The following is a 22471-nucleotide window of genomic DNA, read 5'->3' as shown; positions in this document are numbered from 1 at the left end:
CTAGATTTGATGTTAAACTAGCGATCTTTCCACGACTTTGCGCACAAAGGTAAGCAATGACCGTTCTTTTAATGACGCCCCCTATGACTCAGTTAAATACACCGTATCCTGCGACCGCGTATTTAACCGGTTTTTTACGCTCCAGAGGCTACAAAGCTGAGCAGCGGGATCCTGCCATTGAGTTGTTTCTGGAGATGATGACAACACAAGGCTTAGACATTATGCGCCAGCATGTGGAAGAGAACTTTGAAGCCTTTGATGACGATGAATTGCCAGATGCGATTTACACTTTCCTCGCGGAATTTGATCGCTATCGTTTGTGTGTTGAGCCAGTGATCCGTTTTTTACAGGGCAAGGATTCGAGCCTTGCCATGCGCATTAACTCCCGCCGTTTTTTACCCGAAGGCCCAGCCTTTGATGTGATCGAGCAGATGGAAGCAGTCTCTGGCGATGTGCTCAAAAGTGCCTTTGGCAACTTGGGTGTACAGGACAAGGCCAAGTACTTAGCAACTTTGTTTATCAATGACTTATCGTCAGTGATTACTCAAGGCGTTGACCCTTACTTTGAAGTCAGCCGCTACGGCGAGCGTTTGGCCGCCGCCAATCCAACGTTTGACGATTTGTACGATACCTTGATGGGGGAATCGAGCTTTAGCTCAGAAATCCTTGAGCAGTTGGTCGAGGCCTACCTTGAGGAAACCCAACCTAGCGTGGTCGCGCTGACAGTGCCTTTCCCTGGCAATATGCTCGGCGCGTTGCGCATTGCCCAGACCTGCAAAGAAATTAATCCGGACATTCCAGTGGTGATGGGCGGCGGCTTTGTGAATACCGAGCTGCGCGCGCTGAAAGACACGCGCGTATTTGAGTTCGTGGATTTTATCTGTGTCGACGATGGCGAGCGCCCGTTTATGACCTTGCTGGACTACTTTGACGGCAAGTGTGAAGTAGACGACTTAGTTCGAACTTACTTCCTCGCTGAAGACCAAGATGGCGAACCGTTTGTTTATTTCAATGACAACAAAGCTCTGCACGATATTCCGCAAACGGAAGTCGGCGCACCGGTGTACGATGGTTTACCGCTGACCGAGTATTTATCTTTGTGTGAAATGCTTAACCCGATGCACCGTATTTGGAGCGATGGCCGCTGGAATAAGCTCACCATTGCCCACGGCTGTTACTGGAAGAAATGCAGCTTCTGTGACGTGAGCTTGGATTACATCGAACGTTACGACTACGCTGGCGCAGATATCTTGGTGGATCGTATCGAGCAATTGATCGAAGAAACCGGGCAGACGGGCTTCCACTTTGTTGACGAAGCCGCGCCACCGAAAGCGTTGTTTGCCTTGGCTGAACGCTTGATCGAACGAGGCGTTGTCATTAGCTGGTGGGGCAATATTCGCTTTGAGAAAACCTTCACCCCTGAGAAATGCCAACTGCTGGCAGACTCAGGTTGTATCGCCGTCAGTGGTGGTCTGGAAGTGGCTTCAGATCGTCTTCTGAAGTTGATGAAAAAAGGCGTCAGCGTCGAGCAAGTGGCGCGCGTCACCAAAGGCTTTAGTGATGCAGGCATACTAGTACACGCGTACTTGATGTACGGTTTCCCAACTCAAACCGAGCAAGAAACCGTCGATGCTCTGGAAATGGTGCGTCAGATGATGTCTCAGGGCTGTTTCCAATCCGCTTACTGGCACCGCTTCGCGGCGACCATCCACAGTCCAATTGGCATCAACCCAGAAGAATACGGCATCACTCTAGCTGAGCGCCCAGAAACACTCTTTGCTGAGAACGACGTCGATTTCTTTGATCCAACCGGCACCGACCATGACATGCTTGGTAATGGCCTACGCAAAGCCCTGTACAACTACATGCATGGCATTGGCTTTGATCAGCCCATGAGTTTTTGGTTTGATCAATCTGTAGCACGTACCACAGTGAAAAAAGATCTCATCAGCAAAGCGTTTAGCAATTTGATAGCCAGCAGCTAATCCTTCTTCACCTCGACAAGCGTTCCACTCAGTGGAACGCTACGCACTTTCCCATTTACCTTTTTCAACTTGATCGCAATGATAAACAGGCAGTTCAGCGACTGCACTGTGTATGGCCATACTCAGATGTCTTCCAATAAAAATAACAGAGTGGACTCAGGTTATGATCAAGCAATTCTCTCAATGCACCCTTTTATCCCTTGGTTTGGTAGCCTTGCCTGTGTTGGCAAAAACCCAAGTCATTACCCTAGGCACAGGAACACCTGTGACCAACCCTGAGCGTGTTGGCTCAGCAACGGCGGTGGTCTATAACGACAAAGCGTATTTATTTGATATTGGACCAGGGGCGGTACATCGCACCATTCAAGCGGCGGCCAATGGTTTCCCGCAATTACACCCCACCAAGATCGAAAACCTCTTTATTACTCACCTACACAGTGACCATATTTTAGATTACGCAGAGCTCGCCTCGACCCTTTGGTGGCGCCGCGACAATCAAATCTCGGTCTACGGACCAAAGGGAATTCAAGCCATGACCGATGGTTATTACGAGATGTTACAAGTAGATTTAGATTTGCGCCTAAAGGGATTAACGCCAATAAAGAACCCTGAAATGTATAAAACTCGGGTCACTGAGTACGAACACGGTGGTTGGGTATTTAAAGATGGCGATGTCACCATCGAAGCCTTTGATGTGCCCCACGGCGATATTGAACCAGCCTTTGGCTACAAAATTACTACGCCGGATAAAACCATCGTGATTTCAGGCGACACGGGCTATAGCGATAAGCTGATCGAAATGGCTAAAGGAGTCGACATCTTGGTTCACGAAGTGATCAATGACGAAGCCTTGAAAAAGGTCTCGCCAGCGTGGCAAAACTATCATTCGCATGCTCATACTCCAGCGACAGAACTGGCAAAAGTCGCCAATGCCGTGCAACCAGGTTTACTGGTACTGACGCATTTACTGTTTTATGCTGAGCCTGTTGAATCAACCGCAGAGCAAGTCCAAGCTCACTATGATGGCAAGGTGGTCTTGGCGAATGACTTGGATGTATTTGAGTAGTTAACGAGAGCCTTAGATGACACTAGCCCTTGATCGTGGAATCCAAATCTTAACCGAGCTTGGAAATGCTCAAGGGTTGACCTTGTCAGAATTGTCGCAACGCACCCTCATACCCAAAAGCACCACTCACCGACTATTAAAGCGTCTGTGTGAGCAAGGGCTAGTGAGACAGAATCTGCTCGACCAACGTTATCGTAGCAATGTACTGCTCCCCCAGCAGACTGAAATCCATATTCCTCCAGCGGAACAGCCACTCATTGAAATCATCTGCCGACACGCCGAAGCCCTAACCGACCAAGTGCTGTGGCCGTCGGACATTTTCATCCCTATTGATGATCGACTCGTTCTAGTCGAAAGTACCCGTGCTCTCACTCGTTTGCACTTAACACATTGTCGTATTCAAACTCAGGTCGACTTACTTCGCTCAGCGGCAGGCCGCGCATTACTGGCCTTCAGCGAGCCTGACGTTTGCGAGCGTTATCTACGACAAGCATGGCAATCCACCCGTTGCAAAACCAATGATCAACAGCATTTTTCCAAAATTTGGCCTGCGATGCGCGAGCAGATTCGTCAGCAAGGCTTTGCCTTTCGGGCACCCTCCTACTTTGGTGAACGCGAGTCCAGTGACGAGCTGCGCGCCATTGCAGCGCCACTGGTTATGGATGGCAAAGTTCGAGCTTGTATTAACTTAGTGTGGCCCAAACTGTTTGCTAGCGAAGCTGTGTTTGCTAAGGATTATGCACAACCGTTATTAACAACTGTTTCAAACATTCAGGCACAATTAAACACGCTTTAACTCATCAATAACGGCTCTATTTTTAGACGCTTGTGATACGCTTCAAGTAAGGAAAAGGTTGTTCCTCTTATTTTCAAAACAATAGGATGGTGCTATGCAATTAGGTGAGTCTTCAATTGTATTGCTGGGTATTGCGTTGTCGTTAGGGCTGCTGATTGGTGTTGAGCGTGGTTTTAAGTATCGCGACCAAAAAGAAGGTTCTCGAGTCGCGGGGCTACGCACGTACGGTTTGATTTCGTTGCTCGGTGCCGTATCAGCAATGCTTTCGGAGCAGCTTGGTACTTTTTTATTGGGGGTGTTTTTTATTGGTTTAGCGCTCGCGTTGACCGCTTCTTACGTGATAAACAGCACTCGAGAGCGCTCTTCTCTAACTTCCTTAATTGCCTCCCTTTTAGCCTTTTGTTTTGGTGCCATGGTCATGGTTGGCTACGTGACCGAAGCGGCTTCATTAGCCATTATCACGACCTTACTACTCAGCCTCAAAGGTGAGTTGCACCGTTGGCTGTGGTTGATTGAAAAGAAAGAGCTCTGGGCCGCATTAGAACTGTTGATCATTTCTGTGGTCATTTTGTCAGTTATTCCAAACGAAGATATGGGGCCTTGGGATGCACTAAACCCCTACAAAATCTGGTGGATGGTGGTGCTGATTTCCAGTATTTCATTTGTCAGTTATTTCGCCATGAAATTTGCGGGTGCAAGAAAAGGCATTATGGCAACCGCGCTGTTTGCAGGGTTGGCATCGTCTACCGCTCTGACGCTGCAATTTTCCAAAATGGCAAAACAAATGCCACAAGCATCACCTCTACTGGCTGCAGGCGTGCTGTTTGCTTGTGGCACCATGTACCCTCGAGTCCTTTTGGTTGCCAGCGTCATTAACCCAGAGCTGTTACAACCGCTGGCCATTCCCACCTTAACCATGGCAGCCATGACTTACCTTCCGGCACTTTGGCTTTGGTATCGCGGCAACCAAAGTGTGCCTGAACATGTCGCACCGCCCGCATCACCACTTTCACTCTGGTCAGCCCTTGGCTTCGGCGCTTTGCTAACCGGTATTTTACTGCTTAGCAGTGGTTTGAAAGCCACCTTAGGAGACGCTGGCGTCTTTATGCTTGCCGCTGCCTCTGGCGTCGCAGACGTTGATCCCATTAACCTTTCACTTTCCGGTATGAGTCGCGACGGCTTGGCACTTGAAACTGCCGTGTTAGGGATAGTCATCGCCGCCACCGTTAATGGTTTACTCAAAGCAGGCATGACAGGCGTGATTGGCGGACAAGCCATGCTGAGACGTGCCAGCATCCCCTTAATCATTGCCAGCACAGTGGGATTAGGCTTAGCAGTCATGGCTTAATGACCACATCAAATATTGCTCATCAATCACGAAACAGGATCTGTGACATGCCAGCTATTTATCGCAAATGGTTCATCCTTTGCTTGTTGTTAAGCTTGGTTACAAGCGGTCTGGTAATGTTTTCGGCGATTTGGCTCAATCGCCAATTCCAATTTGTCGAGGCATTTCAACCGCTCGATATTTGGCTGCTCAGCGGGTTTGTGATCAGCCAGAATGTGATTGTGCTTCCTTGGTTTTACTGGCTCGATAAGCGTAAAGCCGTTCAAGGGAAAAAAGAACGTATCCCTGAGTTAGTGTTGCATCTATTGGCTTTGTTTGGTGGGGGCTTGGGTGCCTTGTATAGCCAGCAACGTTATCGCCACAAAACGCAAAAACCGGTGTTCCAATGGGTTGCTTGGCTAGGAGCGCTGTTACTAATCTGCGTTTTATATCCGGCACTTCTGTACGGGTCAGAAAATTTATTTTCATTTTTATGAAAATAACCTTTGACTTAGTTAACTGCTGTCTATACATTAATCAGCAGCTAGAGAGTTTGAGTTTTTATATCTCGTTACGTCGTGTTATTAAAAGTAGTCCTTCGTCTTGTAAGATTTAAAATATTGTCTATTTCTCCGCTACATCCGCCTGTTACAGGCACCCTTATTTTTTATCTACAGGATATTTATTATGTCTACTAAAACAACTGGTACAGTTAAATGGTTCAACGAAACTAAAGGCTTTGGTTTCATTCAACAAGAAAACGGTCCTGACGTATTCGCTCACTTCCGTGCTATCCAAGGCAACGGCTTCAAAACTTTGGCTGAAGGCCAAAAAGTTGAGTTTGAAGTAACTCAAGGCCAAAAAGGCCCTCAAGCTGAGAACATCGTTGCTCTTTAATTTTTAATTAAAGCAGCACATTAAAAAGGGGCGATACCGCAAGGTATCGCCCCTTTTTATTACCTGGCTAACCTGCTAGCACTTGCCAAAGAATAAACCCACCCAATAAGCTGAAAAACACCCCGCAAAGCAGATCGATATAGCGCCCAGCGTTGAGCATTTTACGCTGTAAATTTGGTCTCGTTAGCAGCCATGCTAAGGAAGCAAACCAAAATAGGGATAAGCTCCAAATAACCATTAAAGCCACCCCCTTACCACTCCACGACATACTGATTGGGATCAAACTCGACATTAAGCTAGCGAAGAAAACCAATGCCTTAGGATTTAATAAATTGGTCAAGAAGCCTTTTGTGAAAGCTTGGCGCTTATTCGTTAATAACACCCCAGCAGTGAGCGGTGTAGCGGATTGCTGCCAATTCAGACACGTTGCTCGAAGTGCTCCGACGCCAAGATACAATAGATACGTTCCTCCCGCCGTTTGCAGCAACATAAAAATCAATGGGTGCTGTTGAATCAAATAACTCACACCCGTAATACTTAATACGGCATGCAGCAAGATGCTCAACGATAAACCTAAAGCAATATAAAAGCCGGTTTGTCGACCAAAGCGTGCAGCGTTTTGTACCACTAAGGCAAAGTCAGGTCCTGGACTCATCAATGCGACAAAATGCACGGCTGCCAAGGTCAGTAAAATATGAGCTTCGTTCATGCTAACTCCTTTATCAAAGACAACATTGTCTGCCAAGTAAAGGGCATATTGCTTGTAAAAAAATAGCAGCGAGTTGCTCATGACAAGCGTTCGGAATGATAGAACTCACCCCAATGCAAACTTCTCTGAATCACACATAACCTGCTTTGCGGTACAGATTCAAAACATCTTTAGGAACAAGATCAGCACCAATATCGTGTTTTAATCCCTTTAAAAAGTCCTTGCCCGTTTTCACTTCGTCGTAGCGGCCATCGCCAGGTTTCAACATCACGTAAGCCATCGAGTCGTAGTCATAAGCCAATTTAACATCAGAGCCGTACTCTTTTTGCAGAGCCTTTTCAACGTTCAATAATTCGATACGCTCTAATGCTTGTTGGACCTTTTGCAGGGAAGACTGTGCTTCATTCTGGGCTAATGAAAGGCCGTGAATATTATCTCAGATAGAATGTATACGCCCCGAACCTTGGTAAGGCACCGCCTCAGAGAACTTCGCTTCAATATGCGTCACGTTTTCGATGGCCTCCTGCCAATAGCTTGCACGATGCATTTCTGCAGGCACATCCCAGCTCAGCCCGTGATCATCATGGCTGTCTAACATGTGTCCCGACACCACCACATCATAGCCCCCCACTCCTTCGATACTCCAGTTCTCACGATCAGTCTGACGTTTAGGTGCGGGATCTATAGGATTAGACTGGGGGTCATCCACATGGCTGTAATACCAAGGCTGTTGCGCATTATTCTTACGCTCTTGCTCAAAATATTGAAACTCTTGCTCAAGGTCACGCTGCTGTTTAGGTGTCGCAGGAAAACCTGTTGCAGACGATATTGCATATTGAGATCCATGGATTTGCATCTTTATTTCCTCCTTGTCGTATTAGGAGTACCACAGCAAATCCTAGGCCAGAAAAAACACCCTTATAAATCATGATATTACAGAGAAAGATTCACATGATAGGGCAAGTTTTTGCCCACTACAGGAACGCCATTGGCAAGCAATCACTAACGTATTTGTGAGGGAGAGACGCCGAAGCATTGCTTAAACGCTTTACTAAAATGGGCTTGATCATAAAAGCCAACTTGGTGCGCAACGTCAGTTCCTAACACACCCGCTTTAAGCAACTTCATGGCTTGCTCTAGGCGTAGCCTTGTTAACCATGCATAGGGCGTCAGGCCAAAGGTCGCTTTAAAGTGACGCTGAAATTGTGTCGGACTTAGGCTGCACATATTTGCCAATTGCCACAGGTGAATCGACTCAGACAAATGAGCCATTAAATAATCTCGTAACGTCACGAGGGTTTGTGACCCTAAATGCTTCGGTTCAGAGGATTTTTCATGGCTATAACGATCAATTAAAGGCCCAAAAGTCTCGTAAGGTAAGCAGTCTTGCGCTAACTGGGAAAGATTGCCTTGTCGTAAAGCGTGATGGGCCTGACACAAATGAGAAAACACTTGTGGGTCTCGTATTAACGGATGAGTGAAGCTTAAGCATGTTGACGAGTGAGCATCCAACTGGTTTATCAGCCAGCTCGGCTCAAGGGCAAAAACCTGACTACGGTAGCCCGACTCTGAGAAAGAATGCCCGTCATGTAATTCATCGGGCGGCATCAATACTAGATCCCCAGGCCCAGCCAAATAACGACTTCCTTGGTAAACGAAGCGCTGCTGCCCCTCCAAAATCAAGCCAAAGTGATAATCCAAATGGTAATGGCGTTGGAATTTAAAACGCTGATAACGCCCTTCAATCAAACTCAGGGCTTGATCTGATGTGCTGAAGTAGTCCACTCTGTCCACGCTAGAAACCTCCTATTCAATCAAGCATAGCAAGCTTGGCCGATATATCGCTTGTAAAAAACCAACACATAGAAAACAAGCCACTACAAAATGTAAGTACGCTGGCATCCACACTCCAGCTGATGCACACTGAGCCCAAGAAAATATTTACTCAAGGTCCATTATGTCTTCCAAGCGTTATAAAGCGGTGCTTTTCAGTATCCTGATGCCATGCTCTATTTATCTTGCACAGGCGACTACAGCTGAACAGTATTACGCTCTGATTGACAATCAAGTAGCGGCCTCCGCCTCGACAGAGCAACGCATCGTACAGCTCAGTGCCAGTCTGCTGGGAGCACCTTACGTTGACGGTAATCTTGGCGAAGGAGAGTTTGGCCAATATGATCGCGACCCCTTGTATCGCTTTGATGTGTTCGACTGCACCACTTATGTAGAAACCGTATTGGCTGGTGCACTGTCGACATCCAGTCACGACTTTGCCGATAACATCAATAAGATTCGCTACCAAGATGGCCTAGTGTCATTTGTTACCCGCAACCATTTTGCCAGTGCTGATTGGCTGCCAAACAATCAAGGGCTTTTACAGGACATTACCACGCAAGTCGGCCAAGCCGAGACATTAATCGCTACCACCTTGATTGATAAGCCTGCTTGGTATCAGGCCATGAAAGAGGATCGTTTACAGAGTCTGCCGGACTCGGTCAACAAGCAAGAACGACTGGATGCCCTTCACCATGAAGGCCAAGCTTTTCAAGCGCAAAGCGTCAGCACGGCTTATGTACCACTTACGGCAGTCTTTCAGGGAGATCAGATCAACCAAGCGTTACTCGATCGTATACCTAACGGTAGCATCATCAGCATGGTACGCCCGGACTATGATGTGAAAAAGTGGATCGGCACCAACCTCAACATCACCCATCAATCCATTGCTGTGCGCAAAGACGGACAGCTGTTTTTGCGTCATGCCAGCCAGTTGAAAAAAGAGGTCACCGATGAGGACTTTATTGAGTACTTTGCCAAGTACCGGGATAACGCCACATTAAAGGGCTTTAACGTACAGCAAGCGCACTTCTAAACACAAAAGGGCCGCTTTCAATTCTGAAAGCGGCCCTTAATCATTGCTCAATGATTTAATGCACTAGACCATTTTGCAACATACGCATTTCGTCGTGACACTCTTTCATACGCACTTTGACACGGTGTAGAGTCGCTTCACAATCCGGCGCCTGATCCTTTGCCAGTGCTTCATTTATCTCTTCTAGCACCTTGTCTTCCACTTCTTCAAGCTGATCTACATAGTTTTCAGCGCTACTTCCTGTGGAAATTTTATCGACCAGTTTAGTGTAAATTTTACGCGCCTCTGTCATCGAATCTGAACCCGTTTCCAAATCGCCTTTCTCCACTACCGCATACTTTTGCAGTTCAAATACCGCAGACTCCTTGGCATCAATCATACGGTTAAAGAAGCTGGTGTATTCAGGACGGTCTATTTTCTCTTTTGCTTCTTGGTAAAACTCAATGCCACTGTTCATGACTTTGATAATGTCTGCAATATGATTAACCTCTGGTGTATGTTGTAACATCATGTTCTCCTTGGTTACTTGCTTTGTGTTTGAGTTTCTACAACGGAGCTGTTTGCTCATCCGTACTAATAGACTTAACGACGTAGACTGATATTTCAACCGCCCTGCTAAGGTTGCACTGCCGTTCCCCTTTTTCTCCCTGTTTGCTGCATTCCTCTTACTCCCCTTTACAACAGGTCGTTTTCGGATCGCTTTGAGTCTTCCACTTTCAAGCCCTGCACGTTACATTGAATAGCAACGGCGACGGTGTTCGCTGACCCACTTAAGCAATACAAGAACAATAAAGATGGCGATCAACGAACAATGGAATGAACGGCCCGCCCCGGCTAAGCCGTCCGACATAGCGATACTAATTGTTGATGACGAAGCAGGTATTCGGGATTTTTTACAGCGAGCACTAAGTAAGCTGTACCGAGAGGTAGACTGTGCGGATTCAACGCAACAAGCGGATCTGCTACGGCTAGAAAAACACTACGATTTATTAGTGGTGGACATATGTATGCCTGAGCGCTCAGGCGTGCAATGGATTCAGACCTTGCGCGATGCTGGCAACCATTGCGATGTGATCTTTATGACTGCGTTTGCCGATATGAATCATGCCATCGATGCCTTGCGCCTAGGCGCCAGCGATCTGATTTTGAAACCTTTTCGCATTGAGCAAATGCGTGCCGCGATTAAGAAAAGCCTCGATCATCGCCGACTTTCAAGGGAAAACTTTGTTTTACAACGCCAGCTAAACGACCAGCAGTCGGCTCGTTTGATTGGCGAAAGCTCTGCTATTCAGGCATTAAACACTTTGATAAAGCGTATCGCGCCAGCCCCCTCGGCGGTTTTACTGCAGGGTGAAAGTGGCACGGGGAAAGAGCTCGCTGCTCGCGCTTTACACCAATTTAGCGGACGGCACGGGGCGTTTGTTCCAGTAAATTGCGCAGCGCTGTCACCCGAACTCATGGAATCAGAGCTATTCGGCCATGTAAAGGGAGCTTTCACCAATGCCCACCAACCCCGAGAAGGCCTATTTAGCTATGCCGACCACGGCACCTTATTTCTTGATGAAATCTCAGAAATGCCGCTCACCCTGCAGGCAAAATTACTGCGTGTGCTAGAAGATGGCCGCATTCGTCCCCTAGGTACCGAACGCGATATAAAAGTGGATGTGCGCATCATCGCCGCGTCGAATAAAAACCTCGTCGAAGAAGTCCAACATGGGCACTTTCGTGAGGACTTATTTTATCGCCTTAATGTGTTGCAATGTCAGCTGCCGCCGTTACGAGAACGACTGCAAGACCTGCCGATATTAACCGAGCACTTAATTCAGCGCCTAAGCAAAGACCTGTCCATAAAACCCATTCAATTTTCCCAAGCGGACTTTCAGATCATGCGCCAACAGCGCTGGCCTGGGAATATTCGTGAGTTAAAAAACCTAGTGGAACGCTGCCTACTCTTGGGCATGTTCCCCCAAGACCTATTGCAACCAAGCTCGCACGCGACCTCAACAATGGAAGGCTACCCGCTAGATTGGACGTTACAACAAGTGGAGTGTTGCCATATAGAACGGGTACTCCAAGTGCACAGCGGCAATAAAACACAAGCGGCCAAGCAGCTGGGCATCACTCGTAAAACATTAGATCGCAAGCGTCAGCAAGGTAGCGATGAACGCAGCGCCCTCGAACAATAACCGACGTTGGTCACGACGGCGCAACAGTCTCCGTTATCGACTATTGCGACTGACGCTGTTTCCCCTGCTGCTAATCTTGCCGGGGGTCATTGGCTTGGCTTACTTATGGAGCCAAGAAGTAGGTTATCGTCAGCTATTAATGAAAGCTAACACCGACCTAGCCGTCGCTCATGAGGCGTTTTTGGCGACACAACAGCAACATTTGATGCGTCTATCACTCCTCGCTAGTGACTACCGCTTTCGTCCCGCTTTAATCAGCGCTAGCCAAACCAAACCCGAGCCTCTCTCCATCTCGTTGATAACGTTAGAAAACACGTTAGCCCGCGCCGCTGGTGTGGATTATGTACGCGTCTTATCACTGAAAGGCTGTGAGTTGCGAACCTTAACCTGCGGCTATCCTGCTCAGCCTTTGTTGGATAAATCGCTGCGAGAAGGTGCGCTGAGTGGCGTTCAAATTTTCAGCCACAGCGAGCTAGACAGCCTTTCTCATCAACTTGCCGAGCAAGCCAGTGTCCACTTAGTGGCGCAGCCAGATAGAATAGAACAACGGGGCATGATGCTGCATTTGATGCAACCTGTGCAAAATGACCAAGGCGAAACCATTGCTTTGCTCGCCGCTGGCGTGCTTATGAATGGTAACTTTCAGTTGGTCGACAGCATTCGCGGCACTGTCTACGGGCCAGGTAGCTTGCCTGATAATGTCGTTGGTACCGTAACGTTATTTTTGGATGATGTGCGTATCAGCACTAACGTCCCCCATCCAAGCACACCACAACAACGAGCCCTAGGTACTCAGGTATCGGAGCAAGTGAAATCACAAGTACTGCTGCAAGGGCAGCGTTGGCTAGATCGGGCCTATGTCGTGCAGGATTGGTATATTTCTGCCTACGAACCCGTGCTGGATGTACATAATCAGCGCGTCGGCATGCTCTACGCAGGCTTTCAGGAAGCGCCTTTCCTAGAGAGTTTTTATACCTGGCTGGAGCTCTTGCTATGGCTCTTTGTTGGGGTATTGCTATGCTGTGTGGCGATCACCATACGCGGGGCTCGCGCCATTTCCAAACCATTAGAAAGCATGACCGCTGCGATGGATCGCGTCCGCGATGGCGAGCGTCAACCACTGCCCAGCCAACACTCTACCGATGAAGTACAGCAACTGGCCCTGCATTTTAACGACATGCTAAGCCAGCTTGACAGCCAACATAACGCGATCCAACAAGCTGCTGAGCAACTGGAAGAAAAGGTCAACCAGCGCACCCAAGCTCTCAGTCAACGTACCGCGGAGTTGCAGCAACACATTGTGCTTCTCAATCGCACCCGTGAACAATTAGTTGAACAAGGCAAGCTGGCCGCTTTAGGAGAATTAACCGCAGGCATTGCTCACGAGATTAATAACCCCACAGCCGTAATCTTAGGCTATATGGACTTATTACTGGATGAACTGGGCGAACAAGCCACCCCTGAAATACGCCAAGATGCAGAACTGATCATTGCGCAGGTCGATCGCATCCGTAGCATTATCAATGATCTATTAAAACTGGCTCGCCCGACCACTGAACAGCACACGCTGACCCCAATTGATGTCAACGACGTCGTGCGTAAAACACAAACCTTAGTAAAACACGAATTACAGCGCCGTCAGATTCGTTTAACACTTGAGCTTCATGCAACACAACTCGCCCTCGCTGATGCTCCACCGTTACAGCAAATTTTGATTAATCTGATTATGAATAGTGCTAACGCCATCGGGCAGGACGGCGAAATACGCATTAGAAGTCGAGACACAGGGCGTGGCCGTATTCAGTTAAGCGTTCGCGATAATGGTTGTGGCATCGCCCCCGACCATCTAACACGCATCTTTGACCCCTTTTTCTCTACTTCATATTCTGGAACAGGGTTGGGGCTATCCATTTCACATCGACAGCAACAATAAATATAAAAGCGGAGTAATACCTTATGTCGAACACATCTGGTCCTTTATCTTTCCTGCTCAAAGAACGCATTGTCGCCAAGCCAGGGTTCAACCGATGGCGCGTTCCACCCGCATCCATTGCGATTCACCTCTGTATCGGCTCCGTCTATGCGTGGAGTATTTTTAATCCGCCGTTAGTACGCCAACATGGCGTTGTCGCCAGTGCTGCAGACGACTGGACGTTAAGCTCTGTCGTGTGGATATTCTCCACCGCCATTGTCTTTTTAGGCCTAGCCGCAGCCATTGGCGGTAAATGGCTGGAGAAAGTCGGCCCGCGCGCAGTTGGTTTTCTCGCTGCGATTCTATGGGGCGGCGGTTTTTTGGTTGGCAGCTTAGGGATTCTCTGGGATCAACTCTGGTTATTGTATTTGGGCTACGGTGTGCTCGGCGGTTGTGGCCTTGGCTTAGGTTATGTTTCCCCAGTCAGTACTTTAATACGCTGGTTCCCCGACCGAAGGGGGATGGCCACCGGGATGGCGATTATGGGCTTTGGTGGCGGTGCCATGATTGGCGCACCACTTAAAGAATGGCTGTTATCTAAATTCTATGTGGCGCCCCAGTACCTCGGTCAAGTGGCGGATTTAACGCTGATAACTGACGCCGGACGTCGTTTTGTTGAAGTCGCAGGCGAGCGTTTAGAAGTGGTCGTGGCAAGTGCCGCCGACATGGCCAAAATGCCGGTCCCAGGGCCTGAGGGTGTGTACGTGGTCAACACGGGAGATACCGGGGTCGCAGGGGTATTTATCACCCTTGGCATTGTCTACTTTATCATTATGACCATCGCCGCGTTTGCTTACCGCGTACCCGCGCCGGGCTGGAAACCAGAGGGGTGGAATCCTCCAGCGGAAGTAGAGAAGAAAACAAGCCTGATTTCTGAGAATCATGTACACATTGACCAAGCGCTCAAAACACCGCAGTTCTACCTATTGTGGTTAGTACTATGTTTGAACGTGACCGCGGGGATCGGTGTAATCGGCGTCGCCAAAACCATGATGACGGAAATCTTTGGCACCACTTTACCCACCATTGTCGACGCAGGATTTGCCGCCACCTACGTCTTGATGATCAGTGTTTTTAACATGGTTGGACGCTTCTTCTGGGCATCCGCCTCCGACTATATTGGTCGCAAGAACACCTTCTACTGCTTCTTCCTAATTGGTATGGTGCTGTATGTTTCCATTCCCTATGTGGCAAGCCAAGTTAGCAGCAACCCTGCGGTTATCTGGCTGGTGCTGTTCTGCATTGCGACCATGATTATCTTCACTATGTATGGTGGTGGTTTTGCCACGATTCCAGCTTACCTAGCCGATATCTTCGGTACGCTGCACGTGGGCGGTATTCACGGTCGTCTTCTGACCGCTTGGAGTACGGCAGGGGTATTGGGACCATTTGCGATCACCTACTTGCGCGAGCAATCGCTTAATAACGCGATTCACAATCTTGCGGCAAGCGTTGACCCAGCTCGATTCCAACAAGCTTTTGGCGCTGGGGTAGATCAATTGGAAGCCTTGATCGCCTCAAAAACAGTCACCTTAAGCCGTCTGATGGACATAGCTCCAGCAGGGACAGTGGATCCGACGTCAAGCCTGTATAACACCACTATGTATGCCATGGCCTTGCTATTGGTTGTCGCTTTTTTCGCCAACATGGCAGTCCGTCGAGTTTCGGAAAAACACCACGTGGAGAATACGCATCCTGAAGAAGCGCCAGCTCGATAAGCGATTTTTAACATGCGATGCAAAAGGCTGAACCTTTGGGTTCAGCCTTTTTCGTTAAGACAGCAGAAGGTATCCGTTATAAAGAAATTGCAGTGCAAGTGCCAGTAAGGTCACTCCCATGACCCTTTGTAGCCAGCGCATTATCGTTGGATTCAACACTGCTTGTTTAAGGCGGTGGCCTGCCACAAAATAACTGGCGGGCGCACCGCCTGCCATCGCTCCCAAGAAAACTGACATCAGCAGGATCATCAGACCTTCGACCTGTGCTTGCGGGAACTGCACGGTGACAATCGGTAACACGGCAACCATTGCCTTCGGATTGGTTAACTGCATTAAAAAACCAGATACAAACGTCAGATTTTGCGGGGTACGGTCCGCGTGCTGGGAGGAAAAACTCGCCTTAATAATTTTTACCGCCAAGTAAGCAATGTAAGCGCCCCCGATCAACGCCGCCACACCTTGCAAGACTCCTGTCATGAAAGAGCTGCCCAGATAACCAGTGGCTAAAAATAACAAGCACATGGCCGCTCCTACACCAGCACAGAAACGCAAGGCGCGCCAACCATAATCGGAAACCCCTGCAAATAAAGACAACATGTTCACAGGGCCAGGGCTGTACATCATCACCAAGGCAAATATAAAAATTTCAAGCATAGTAAAGCCTCCAACGGCGTTTGTGTCGGATCACAGGAGCAAACAATAGATAGAAATTAGCGGGCGAGAATCAGTTGCTGATACTGCCGTGGCGTCATGCCAAATACAGGTTTAAAACGACGATTAAAGTGACTGAGATCGTTAAAACCCAATTCACTCATCACATCCAGTACAGGCACCCCAGAACGCAGCGCCTGCTGGCCACGATGTATACGCACATTGAGCCAATATTGATGAGGCGTCATTCCGGTATAGGCTTTGAAACAACGCAGAAAATGATATTTCGACATGCACGCCACGCGGCACAAGTCATCCAATGATACTTCGTCTTGATAATGATCTTGAAGATATTCTTTGGCCCGCTCTAACAGTAACTGGCGGCGCGTCTCGGCCATTAATGGCTGCTGGGATTGATAGCGCACTAGCTGTTCCGTCAACTCGAAAAGCAAGCTTTCATACTCACTCGACGTTGCTGTTTTTAACTCTATCAAACGCGCTAAACGCAAGATTTTGTCCTGCACCTCCAGATCAGAAAACACCGCATCCTGAATCCGAAATTGTTCTGGATTAGCCACTTCAAGCGCTGTGAGATAAGGTTTAAACTGCTCGGGATGAATGTAAAGCATACTGTAGGTAAGCGTCGTATCGTCACCAGACTCGCCATCGTGTGCATCGCCTGGGTTAAACACCATGATTTGTCCCGGATGGCTTTTATGAAACGTACCTTGGGTATAGAAGTCTTGGCGTCCGGTGAGTGTCACGCCGATCGAATACTCCTCGTGCGCATGGGTACTGTAGGCAAAATCTGTCATCGACGCTTGCAGTAACATCACCTCCTTCAAGCCTTGGCTGTTCATAAAGGTAAAACGATTATCGTCAGACATATCCAACCTCATAGCGTGTTATCAATCTAGATCAATAAAACTACAGCAAATTCTAGCAAAGTGATTGGACAAAATTGCGCACTATCAACCTAGCTTATCTGTCAACGCCACGATGCTTTTCAAATCCAGCGTTTCGTTTTATGGTGTGCCTTTATGACCATTTGGATCGCCCTTTTATGACATTCACCTATTTATTCGACCCATTGTGTGGTTGGTGTTACGCGACCGCGCCTGCGATCAAAGCACTGCGCGAATCCGAGCTGGGCAATATTGCCATGGCTCCGGTGGGATTGTTCTACAACCCTCGTCCAACCAGTGCCATTGCTGAGCATGCAAAGACAAATGATGAACGCATTCAATCTTTGTCTGGTTTAGAGTTCTCCGACGCTTACTTTGAAAACGTGTTGAAGAAACCAGATGGCGTATTTTCCTCACGTGCGTTAACTCTAGCAACATTGTTCCTCGAATCACAACAGCTAGGTTTAGCAGGTGAATTGCTGCATACGGCACAGATTCGTCGTTATGTCGACGGCGTAGACACTTCTGAAGCCGCAGAAGTGGCTAAGATTGCAACGCAAGTGGCCGCAGATCGAGGCATTGAGGTCAATCCTCAAGAGCTGTTAGAACTTCTTCAAGATGGCAGCCCGCTACAACAGCAAGCGGATCAAATGGTACAACAAGCCAGCCAGTTACTCAGCCGTCTACCCGGCTCTGGCGGCGTGCCGCAATTAATTATGACCAATGAAAATGGTCAAAACTACATCTTCTCCGGTGCTGATTTATACCAAGGTGCTGAGGGTTTCCTCGGCCTTGTAAATACCATTCAAATGGCATTATCTGGAAAAATCACCCCAGAAATGATGGCACAAATGGAGCAAAAATAGCTTTATGTTGCACCCAAAAAACCACACATCCTTTTAGGCTAATGCTCTTTTCGTAATCATAACGCTACCGGAGTCAGTTCACTAAGGTAGCGGATACTGTTACTTGCTTGTGTATTTTCAAATCCTCGCTGATACTGAGTCTGTATAGACTTTAACCAAAATCAGTATCATCTGCTTTTTAAAAGGTAAGCAAGGATGAATAAATACCGCAAGGAAACTGGCATTCCTGTTAAAGTGTTATTCAGTGGCAGCATCATCATTAGCATGATGTTGCTTGCCGCAGCACTGACCATCTTTTCTTACTTCTACAGCCGCACCACGCTGACTCAGCAGGTCGAAGCTAACGCCAGACAAACCACCCTATCACTTGAGAAACAGATCGAGAATGTCACCGCCACGGCTGAGCACAGCGTCATGTTGTTGCAACTCGACCCTCTTACTACTCTAGAAAGTCTTGATGCACGCTTAGACCGCATTCCATTGTTGGCCAGCATGATGAAGATGAACCATATTTTAAGCGCCATTTATGTAGGCTATGAGGATGGTGATTTTTTCTTGTTACGCGCCTTGAAAAACCAGACTGCTCGATCTCAGGTAGCGGCGCCAGACAATGCCACCTACCTGCTGCAAGCGATTGACCGAACAGAGTCTGGAGAAATTAAGCAGACCCGCTGGCAATTTTTTGATGCCGATCTGACGCCATTAGCCCCCCCTATTCAACCGGATGACTATACCTACGATCCTAGGCAACGCCCTTGGTTTCAGCATGCTCATAGCCAAACGGGATTGGTATTAACCAAGCCCTACGCGTTTTATACCACCAACGAAGTAGGCAGCACTTTTGCTATTTATGATGCCAAAACACAGGCAACCACAGGCGTGGATGTTTCTATCGAAGACTTGTCGACGTTTATGCGTCAACTTAGCCCTGAAGCTGAGATTCAAATGGCAATCGTAGACGAAGACCAGCATGTGCTGGGACATAACAAAGCCTCAGGAAGTTTAGTGGCGTTCGATTCACTCAGCCAGGCGACGCTCAAAACAGCCAACCAGTTAGAGCATACCCCGTTTACCGAACTACTAGCGCAACCGAGCAACACCCAAAAGCTTGATCAGTTTCAGCTAGGCAATGAGACGTGGTACGGCATACGCCTCCCTCTAAACAGCTTTAGTAACCAAGAGTGGCAATTGCTCTATGCTCTGCCTCAGAGCTTTCTACTGCAAGGTGTTCATCGGAACTTAACCAATCAGCTATTGCTCTCTGGCGGCGCTATTTTGATTCTCATGCTGTTTGGCTGGTTAGTGGGCCGTTCCATTTCACGTCCACTTCACCTTCTCTCAGAAGAAGTGAGTAAATTATCTTCTTTCGATTTCAGTCACAAAATCAGTGTTAGCTCGCCGGTAAGAGAAATCAATATATTGTCGTCCCTAACAGATCATATGGCACTGACGATCCATAATTTTCAGTCGATATCCCATACGCTGGCGCATGACCCAGATTTAGAGCGCATGCTAGAGCAAGTATCAAATCACTTGCTTGCCATTACCTCTTCCAAAGCAGGTGCCGTGTATTTGTTTGACGCAAAAGCGCAGTTGATGCGGCGGGCGACACAGACCAACTTGGATGGACCACAAACTATTATGTGTGAGAGTAGTGACTGGCTCATGTTACGACCGACCTTAGCTAACGCTCTCAATGCCAAACAAAAACAACTCTTTCTAACACCGCTTATGGATCGCGATGATTCGATCCTTGGGATGCTGGTCCTACAGATCCAAGAAGGGACTCATATCAATCTTGAAACCTTTCAGCACTTTATGGACGAGGTATCCGGTGCGGCGGCCACCGCCATTTCAACCAGACGACAATTTGAAGCTCAGCAGGCGCTGCTTGATGGCATCATTCGTTTGCTGGCGGACGCCATCGATGCCAAATCCGCTTATACCAGCGGTCACTGTGAACGCGTCCCAGAGCTCGCTGAAATGCTGGCTGACGAAGCCATACGCTCTCACAGTGGTGACTTCGCCGACTTCACTATGAGCGAAAATGAGCGGCGCGAATTTCACATTGCCGCATGGCTACACGACTGCGGGAAAATCACCAGCCCCGTGCATGTGGTCGATAAAGCCACAAAATTAGAAACCATTTACAACCGAATTCATGAGGTGCGTACGCGCTTTGAGGTGCTGTGGCGTGATGCTGACATTGAATACTTAAACGGTGTCATCGCGGGGCAAGATGAAGCATGTTTAGCTCAGCAAAAACAACGCCGACAAAGCCAGTTACAAGCTGATTTTGCGTTCATCGCCGAGGCCAACATTGGCGGTGAATTTATGGCGCAGGAAGATATCGAGCAAATTCACCGTATTGCCCAGCAAACTTGGACGCGTCACTTTAGTGACCGCCTCGGTCTTTCTCAAGATGAGCAGCAACTCTTACCCGACACCGAAGAAATACTACCGGCACAAGAACATTTACTCGCGGATAAAGCAGCACATATTGAAACTTGGGGGGATCGTCGCCCGATGGTGGAAGCAGATAATCCCGATAACGTTTGGGGTTTTGATATGGAATTGCCCGATCAAGCGTTCAATAAAGGCGAGCTGTACAATTTGAGTGTACAGCGCGGCACCTTAACTGACGAAGAACGCTTTGTGATCAAAGATCATATGGTACAAACCATTAAAATGCTGTCCTCCCTTCCCTTTCCAGATGAGCTTAAGAATGTTCCGAATATCGCCGGAAATCATCACGAACAACTGGATGGCACAGGCTACCCAAGAAAACTTAATATCCAACAATTGAGCGTCCAAGACCGCATTTTAGCCATTGCCGATGTCTTTGAGGCCTTAACCGCATCGGATCGCCCCTACAAAACAGGAAAAACGATCTCTGAGTCACTGACGATCCTAGCTCGGATGGTGCATAACCATCATCTTGATGGCGCACTTTTCAAGTTGTTTGTGGAGTCAGAAACCTACCTCACCTACGCCAACACATTTCTCAAACCTGAGCAGATCGATGACGTTGATAAATCACAGCTATGGCAACTAGCAGGGCTTGACGCCGAAAGGGCATAGCCTACTGTGCCATTGGTATTTCTAGCTCGGACAGCCACTGCCAGTCAGCGATCACTTGTGCTGCATACTCTTGCTGTAGAGATTCCAATGCCTGCCAAGTCTCATCGGCAGTTGCCAGCACTGCCTTTTCAAAGCGTTTCGAACGTCTATCAAAGCGTGCATGAGCTAGCGCAAGCACCTCACCACATGCGGATGCATAATCTTGAAAGCCGCCGTCGAGAGCACGCTTGCCGCAGGCAATGTCTTCAGGGTCGATGCTGACACGGGCATGATGGCGAGAGCGAACTAACCAATGGGCTTTTTTCCACAGCACATCGTCTAGCACCAAATCTGGATTACGTTGCATACGTCGCTGACAATTGACCGTCAGATGAGCGGGAGACAATAGGTTCATCAAACTTAGATCTTCGTACTCGAAAAGCGGGGCCGCAGCGCGTTGTTTCTTAATTTCGACAATATGACAGAGAGCCAAGTCTTCTTGGCTGACCTGCTCTGGCCCAATCAGCAAATAATAACGCTGCATATTCACCGACCCCGTACCGGCGCCAACGCGCTCGACAATGTCGAGAATCTGATCATCTACATACGGTGCAAAGACTTTCTCTATCGTACGGTAGGTCACCCTATCTACCGCTTTAAATTTTTCAGGAATATCTAAGAAGGCTAATGGCTTGCCACTATCAAGGTTGACTGCTTTCGCCAAAGAGCTTTTGCTAAGGAAATCCTCACCACCAGCCTGACGTTTACTTGCTTTTTGCTCAAGTTTATACAACACATGGGACTCATCAAAATCCTGCAATACATGGCGATAATCAACACTTTGCTCAACCAGATTTTTGCAGGTGTTGCGATAAGCCTGCCAGAAAGCTGTTAAGGCTTGCGTCGCCTCCTCAGTTGCGATGACTTTACTCTTGTCGATCGGCTCAAGCAGTTGATAACGCCCTGAAATCCCACCTTGGCAGTGATCAGCACAGAGCAGCAAGCTCACCCCGTAACGAAGTAAATCCCAACCAGCATGGCCCACACAGGCATCATCAAAATCATTTGGCGCAAAGATGATTTGGTCTCCATGAGAGCCTTCTTCGCTAAAAAAGCCAAAATTAGAGATGTGACAATCCCCCATCACCATAGTTAATGGCCATGCTTCCATTGTACTGGGCAGACGAAAGGTTAAGTTAGCAAGGTCATGGTAAAACACCGACGACGTGCCACGTAGCATCATAAACGGGCTGGTTGCCATCTTACGATGCTTCTTTAAACCCGAGCCAGGCACTGCGCCATCGACACGAGAAATCACTTCTATTAGCTCTTGTATACGCTCGGGCACCGGCCACTCCATATTATTAATCTTAACCAAGAGGCCAATAATAAAAGTAATCGGTGATCAGGTCTAAGGGGATAACACATTTGGTCGCTTTAATATTGATAAGTGTTATGTTATAA

20 protein-coding genes are annotated in these 22471 nt (G+C 48.0%); 12 read left to right on the top strand and 8 right to left on the bottom strand.

Translation table 11 applies throughout. From position 1 onward, the window contains the following. The first annotated feature begins 83 nt into the window (after nt 1-83). The 6 genes from ASC49_RS11860 (at nt 84) to cspE (ending at nt 6071) form a co-directional block, all read left to right on the top strand. Nucleotides 84-1985 carry a B12-binding domain-containing radical SAM protein gene (locus ASC49_RS11860; RefSeq protein ID WP_245624703.1) on the top strand — a complete coding sequence of 634 codons (1902 nt, stop codon included), beginning with the start codon at nt 84-86 and terminating at the stop codon, nt 1983-1985. Between the two features lie 163 nt (nt 1986-2148). Beyond that, nucleotides 2149-3051, top strand: a complete 903-nt coding sequence (locus ASC49_RS11855; RefSeq protein WP_055463462.1) for an MBL fold metallo-hydrolase — start codon at nt 2149-2151, stop codon at nt 3049-3051. 16 nt (nt 3052-3067) lie between these two features. Then, nucleotides 3068-3847, top strand: coding sequence for an IclR family transcriptional regulator (locus ASC49_RS11850; protein WP_055463461.1), 780 nt, complete (start codon nt 3068-3070; stop codon nt 3845-3847). Between the two features lie 94 nt (nt 3848-3941). Then, nucleotides 3942-5195: an MgtC/SapB family protein gene (locus tag ASC49_RS11845; RefSeq protein WP_055463460.1), complete on the top strand. Its 1254-nt coding sequence runs from the start codon at nt 3942-3944 to the stop codon at nt 5193-5195. Between the two features lie 47 nt (nt 5196-5242). Next, on the top strand, nt 5243-5671 hold the full coding sequence (locus ASC49_RS11840) for a DUF1294 domain-containing protein (RefSeq protein ID WP_055463459.1): 429 nt from the start codon (nt 5243-5245) through the stop codon (nt 5669-5671). A 190-nt stretch (nt 5672-5861) separates the two neighbouring features. Further along, nucleotides 5862-6071: a transcription antiterminator/RNA stability regulator CspE gene (gene cspE / locus ASC49_RS11835; protein ID WP_055463458.1), complete on the top strand. Its 210-nt coding sequence runs from the start codon at nt 5862-5864 to the stop codon at nt 6069-6071. A 67-nt stretch (nt 6072-6138) separates the two neighbouring features. Here cspE and ASC49_RS11830 read toward each other — a convergent pair whose 3' ends face one another. The 4 genes from ASC49_RS11830 to ASC49_RS11815 form a co-directional block, all read right to left on the bottom strand. Next, nucleotides 6139-6780, bottom strand: a complete 642-nt coding sequence (locus ASC49_RS11830) for a LysE family translocator (protein WP_055463457.1) — start codon at nt 6778-6780, stop codon at nt 6139-6141. Between the two features lie 130 nt (nt 6781-6910). Continuing rightward, the gene (locus ASC49_RS11825) at nt 6911-7129 is read right to left on the bottom strand and encodes a hypothetical protein (RefSeq protein ID WP_055463456.1); all 219 of its coding nucleotides are present in this window, start codon (nt 7127-7129) and stop codon (nt 6911-6913) included. A gap of 87 nt (nt 7130-7216) precedes the next feature. Further along, the gene (locus ASC49_RS11820; RefSeq protein WP_055463455.1) at nt 7217-7636 is read right to left on the bottom strand and encodes a hypothetical protein; all 420 of its coding nucleotides are present in this window, start codon (nt 7634-7636) and stop codon (nt 7217-7219) included. A 146-nt stretch (nt 7637-7782) separates the two neighbouring features. Further along, nucleotides 7783-8574, bottom strand: coding sequence for an AraC family transcriptional regulator (locus ASC49_RS11815; protein ID WP_055463454.1), 792 nt, complete (start codon nt 8572-8574; stop codon nt 7783-7785). Between the two features lie 163 nt (nt 8575-8737). Here ASC49_RS11815 and ASC49_RS11810 point away from each other — a divergent pair, with 163 nt between their 5' ends. Continuing rightward, complete coding sequence (locus ASC49_RS11810) at nt 8738-9649, top strand: N-acetylmuramoyl-L-alanine amidase-like domain-containing protein (RefSeq protein ID WP_055463453.1); 912 nt, start codon at nt 8738-8740, stop codon at nt 9647-9649. Between the two features lie 55 nt (nt 9650-9704). Here the strand turns inward: ASC49_RS11810 and ASC49_RS11805 are convergent, their stop codons facing one another. Further along, nucleotides 9705-10160: a PA2169 family four-helix-bundle protein gene (locus ASC49_RS11805; protein ID WP_055463452.1), complete on the bottom strand. Its 456-nt coding sequence runs from the start codon at nt 10158-10160 to the stop codon at nt 9705-9707. A 283-nt stretch (nt 10161-10443) separates the two neighbouring features. On the opposite strand from ASC49_RS11805, the gene ASC49_RS11800 reads away from it, so the two are divergent. Genes ASC49_RS11800 through ASC49_RS11790 form a run of 3 tightly spaced genes read left to right on the top strand, consistent with a single transcriptional unit; the run spans nt 10444 to nt 15525 of the window. Then, complete coding sequence (locus ASC49_RS11800) at nt 10444-11835, top strand: sigma-54-dependent transcriptional regulator (protein ID WP_055463451.1); 1392 nt, start codon at nt 10444-10446, stop codon at nt 11833-11835. Then, nucleotides 11810-13768 carry a sensor histidine kinase gene (locus ASC49_RS11795; RefSeq protein ID WP_055463450.1) on the top strand — a complete coding sequence of 653 codons (1959 nt, stop codon included), beginning with the start codon at nt 11810-11812 and terminating at the stop codon, nt 13766-13768. The genes ASC49_RS11800 and ASC49_RS11795 overlap by 26 nt, the downstream gene beginning before the upstream one ends. Before the next feature lie 23 nt (nt 13769-13791). Next, nucleotides 13792-15525 carry an OFA family MFS transporter gene (locus tag ASC49_RS11790; protein WP_055463449.1) on the top strand — a complete coding sequence of 578 codons (1734 nt, stop codon included), beginning with the start codon at nt 13792-13794 and terminating at the stop codon, nt 15523-15525. A gap of 54 nt (nt 15526-15579) precedes the next feature. Here the strand turns inward: ASC49_RS11790 and ASC49_RS11785 are convergent, their stop codons facing one another. Together ASC49_RS11785 and ASC49_RS11780 are read right to left on the bottom strand one after the other, a co-directional pair. Beyond that, a complete protein-coding gene (locus ASC49_RS11785; RefSeq protein WP_055463448.1) occupies nt 15580-16179 on the bottom strand; it encodes a LysE family translocator in 600 nt (199 codons plus the stop codon). Nucleotides 16180-16235: 56 nt separating this feature from the next. Next, nucleotides 16236-17063, bottom strand: a complete 828-nt coding sequence (locus ASC49_RS11780) for an AraC family transcriptional regulator (protein WP_055463447.1) — start codon at nt 17061-17063, stop codon at nt 16236-16238. A gap of 176 nt (nt 17064-17239) precedes the next feature. On the opposite strand from ASC49_RS11780, the gene ASC49_RS11775 reads away from it, so the two are divergent. Then, a complete protein-coding gene (locus ASC49_RS11775; RefSeq protein ID WP_055463446.1) occupies nt 17240-17947 on the top strand; it encodes a hypothetical protein in 708 nt (235 codons plus the stop codon). Nucleotides 17948-18142: 195 nt separating this feature from the next. Beyond that, nucleotides 18143-21028 (top strand): HD domain-containing phosphohydrolase, encoded by a 2886-nt coding sequence (locus tag ASC49_RS11770; RefSeq protein ID WP_055463445.1) that lies wholly within the window; start codon nt 18143-18145, stop codon nt 21026-21028. A gap of 1 nt (nt 21029) precedes the next feature. Here the strand turns inward: ASC49_RS11770 and ASC49_RS11765 are convergent, their stop codons facing one another. After that, a complete protein-coding gene (locus ASC49_RS11765; RefSeq protein ID WP_055463588.1) occupies nt 21030-22355 on the bottom strand; it encodes a DUF2252 family protein in 1326 nt (441 codons plus the stop codon). Nucleotides 22356-22471: the final 116 nt, after the last annotated feature.

Origin of the sequence: Marinomonas fungiae (assembly GCF_001418205.1) — a bacterium.
In the GTDB taxonomy this organism is placed as follows: Bacteria; Pseudomonadota; Gammaproteobacteria; order Pseudomonadales; family Marinomonadaceae; genus Marinomonas; species Marinomonas fungiae.
This window is presented reverse-complemented; position numbering and strand designations above follow the sequence as displayed.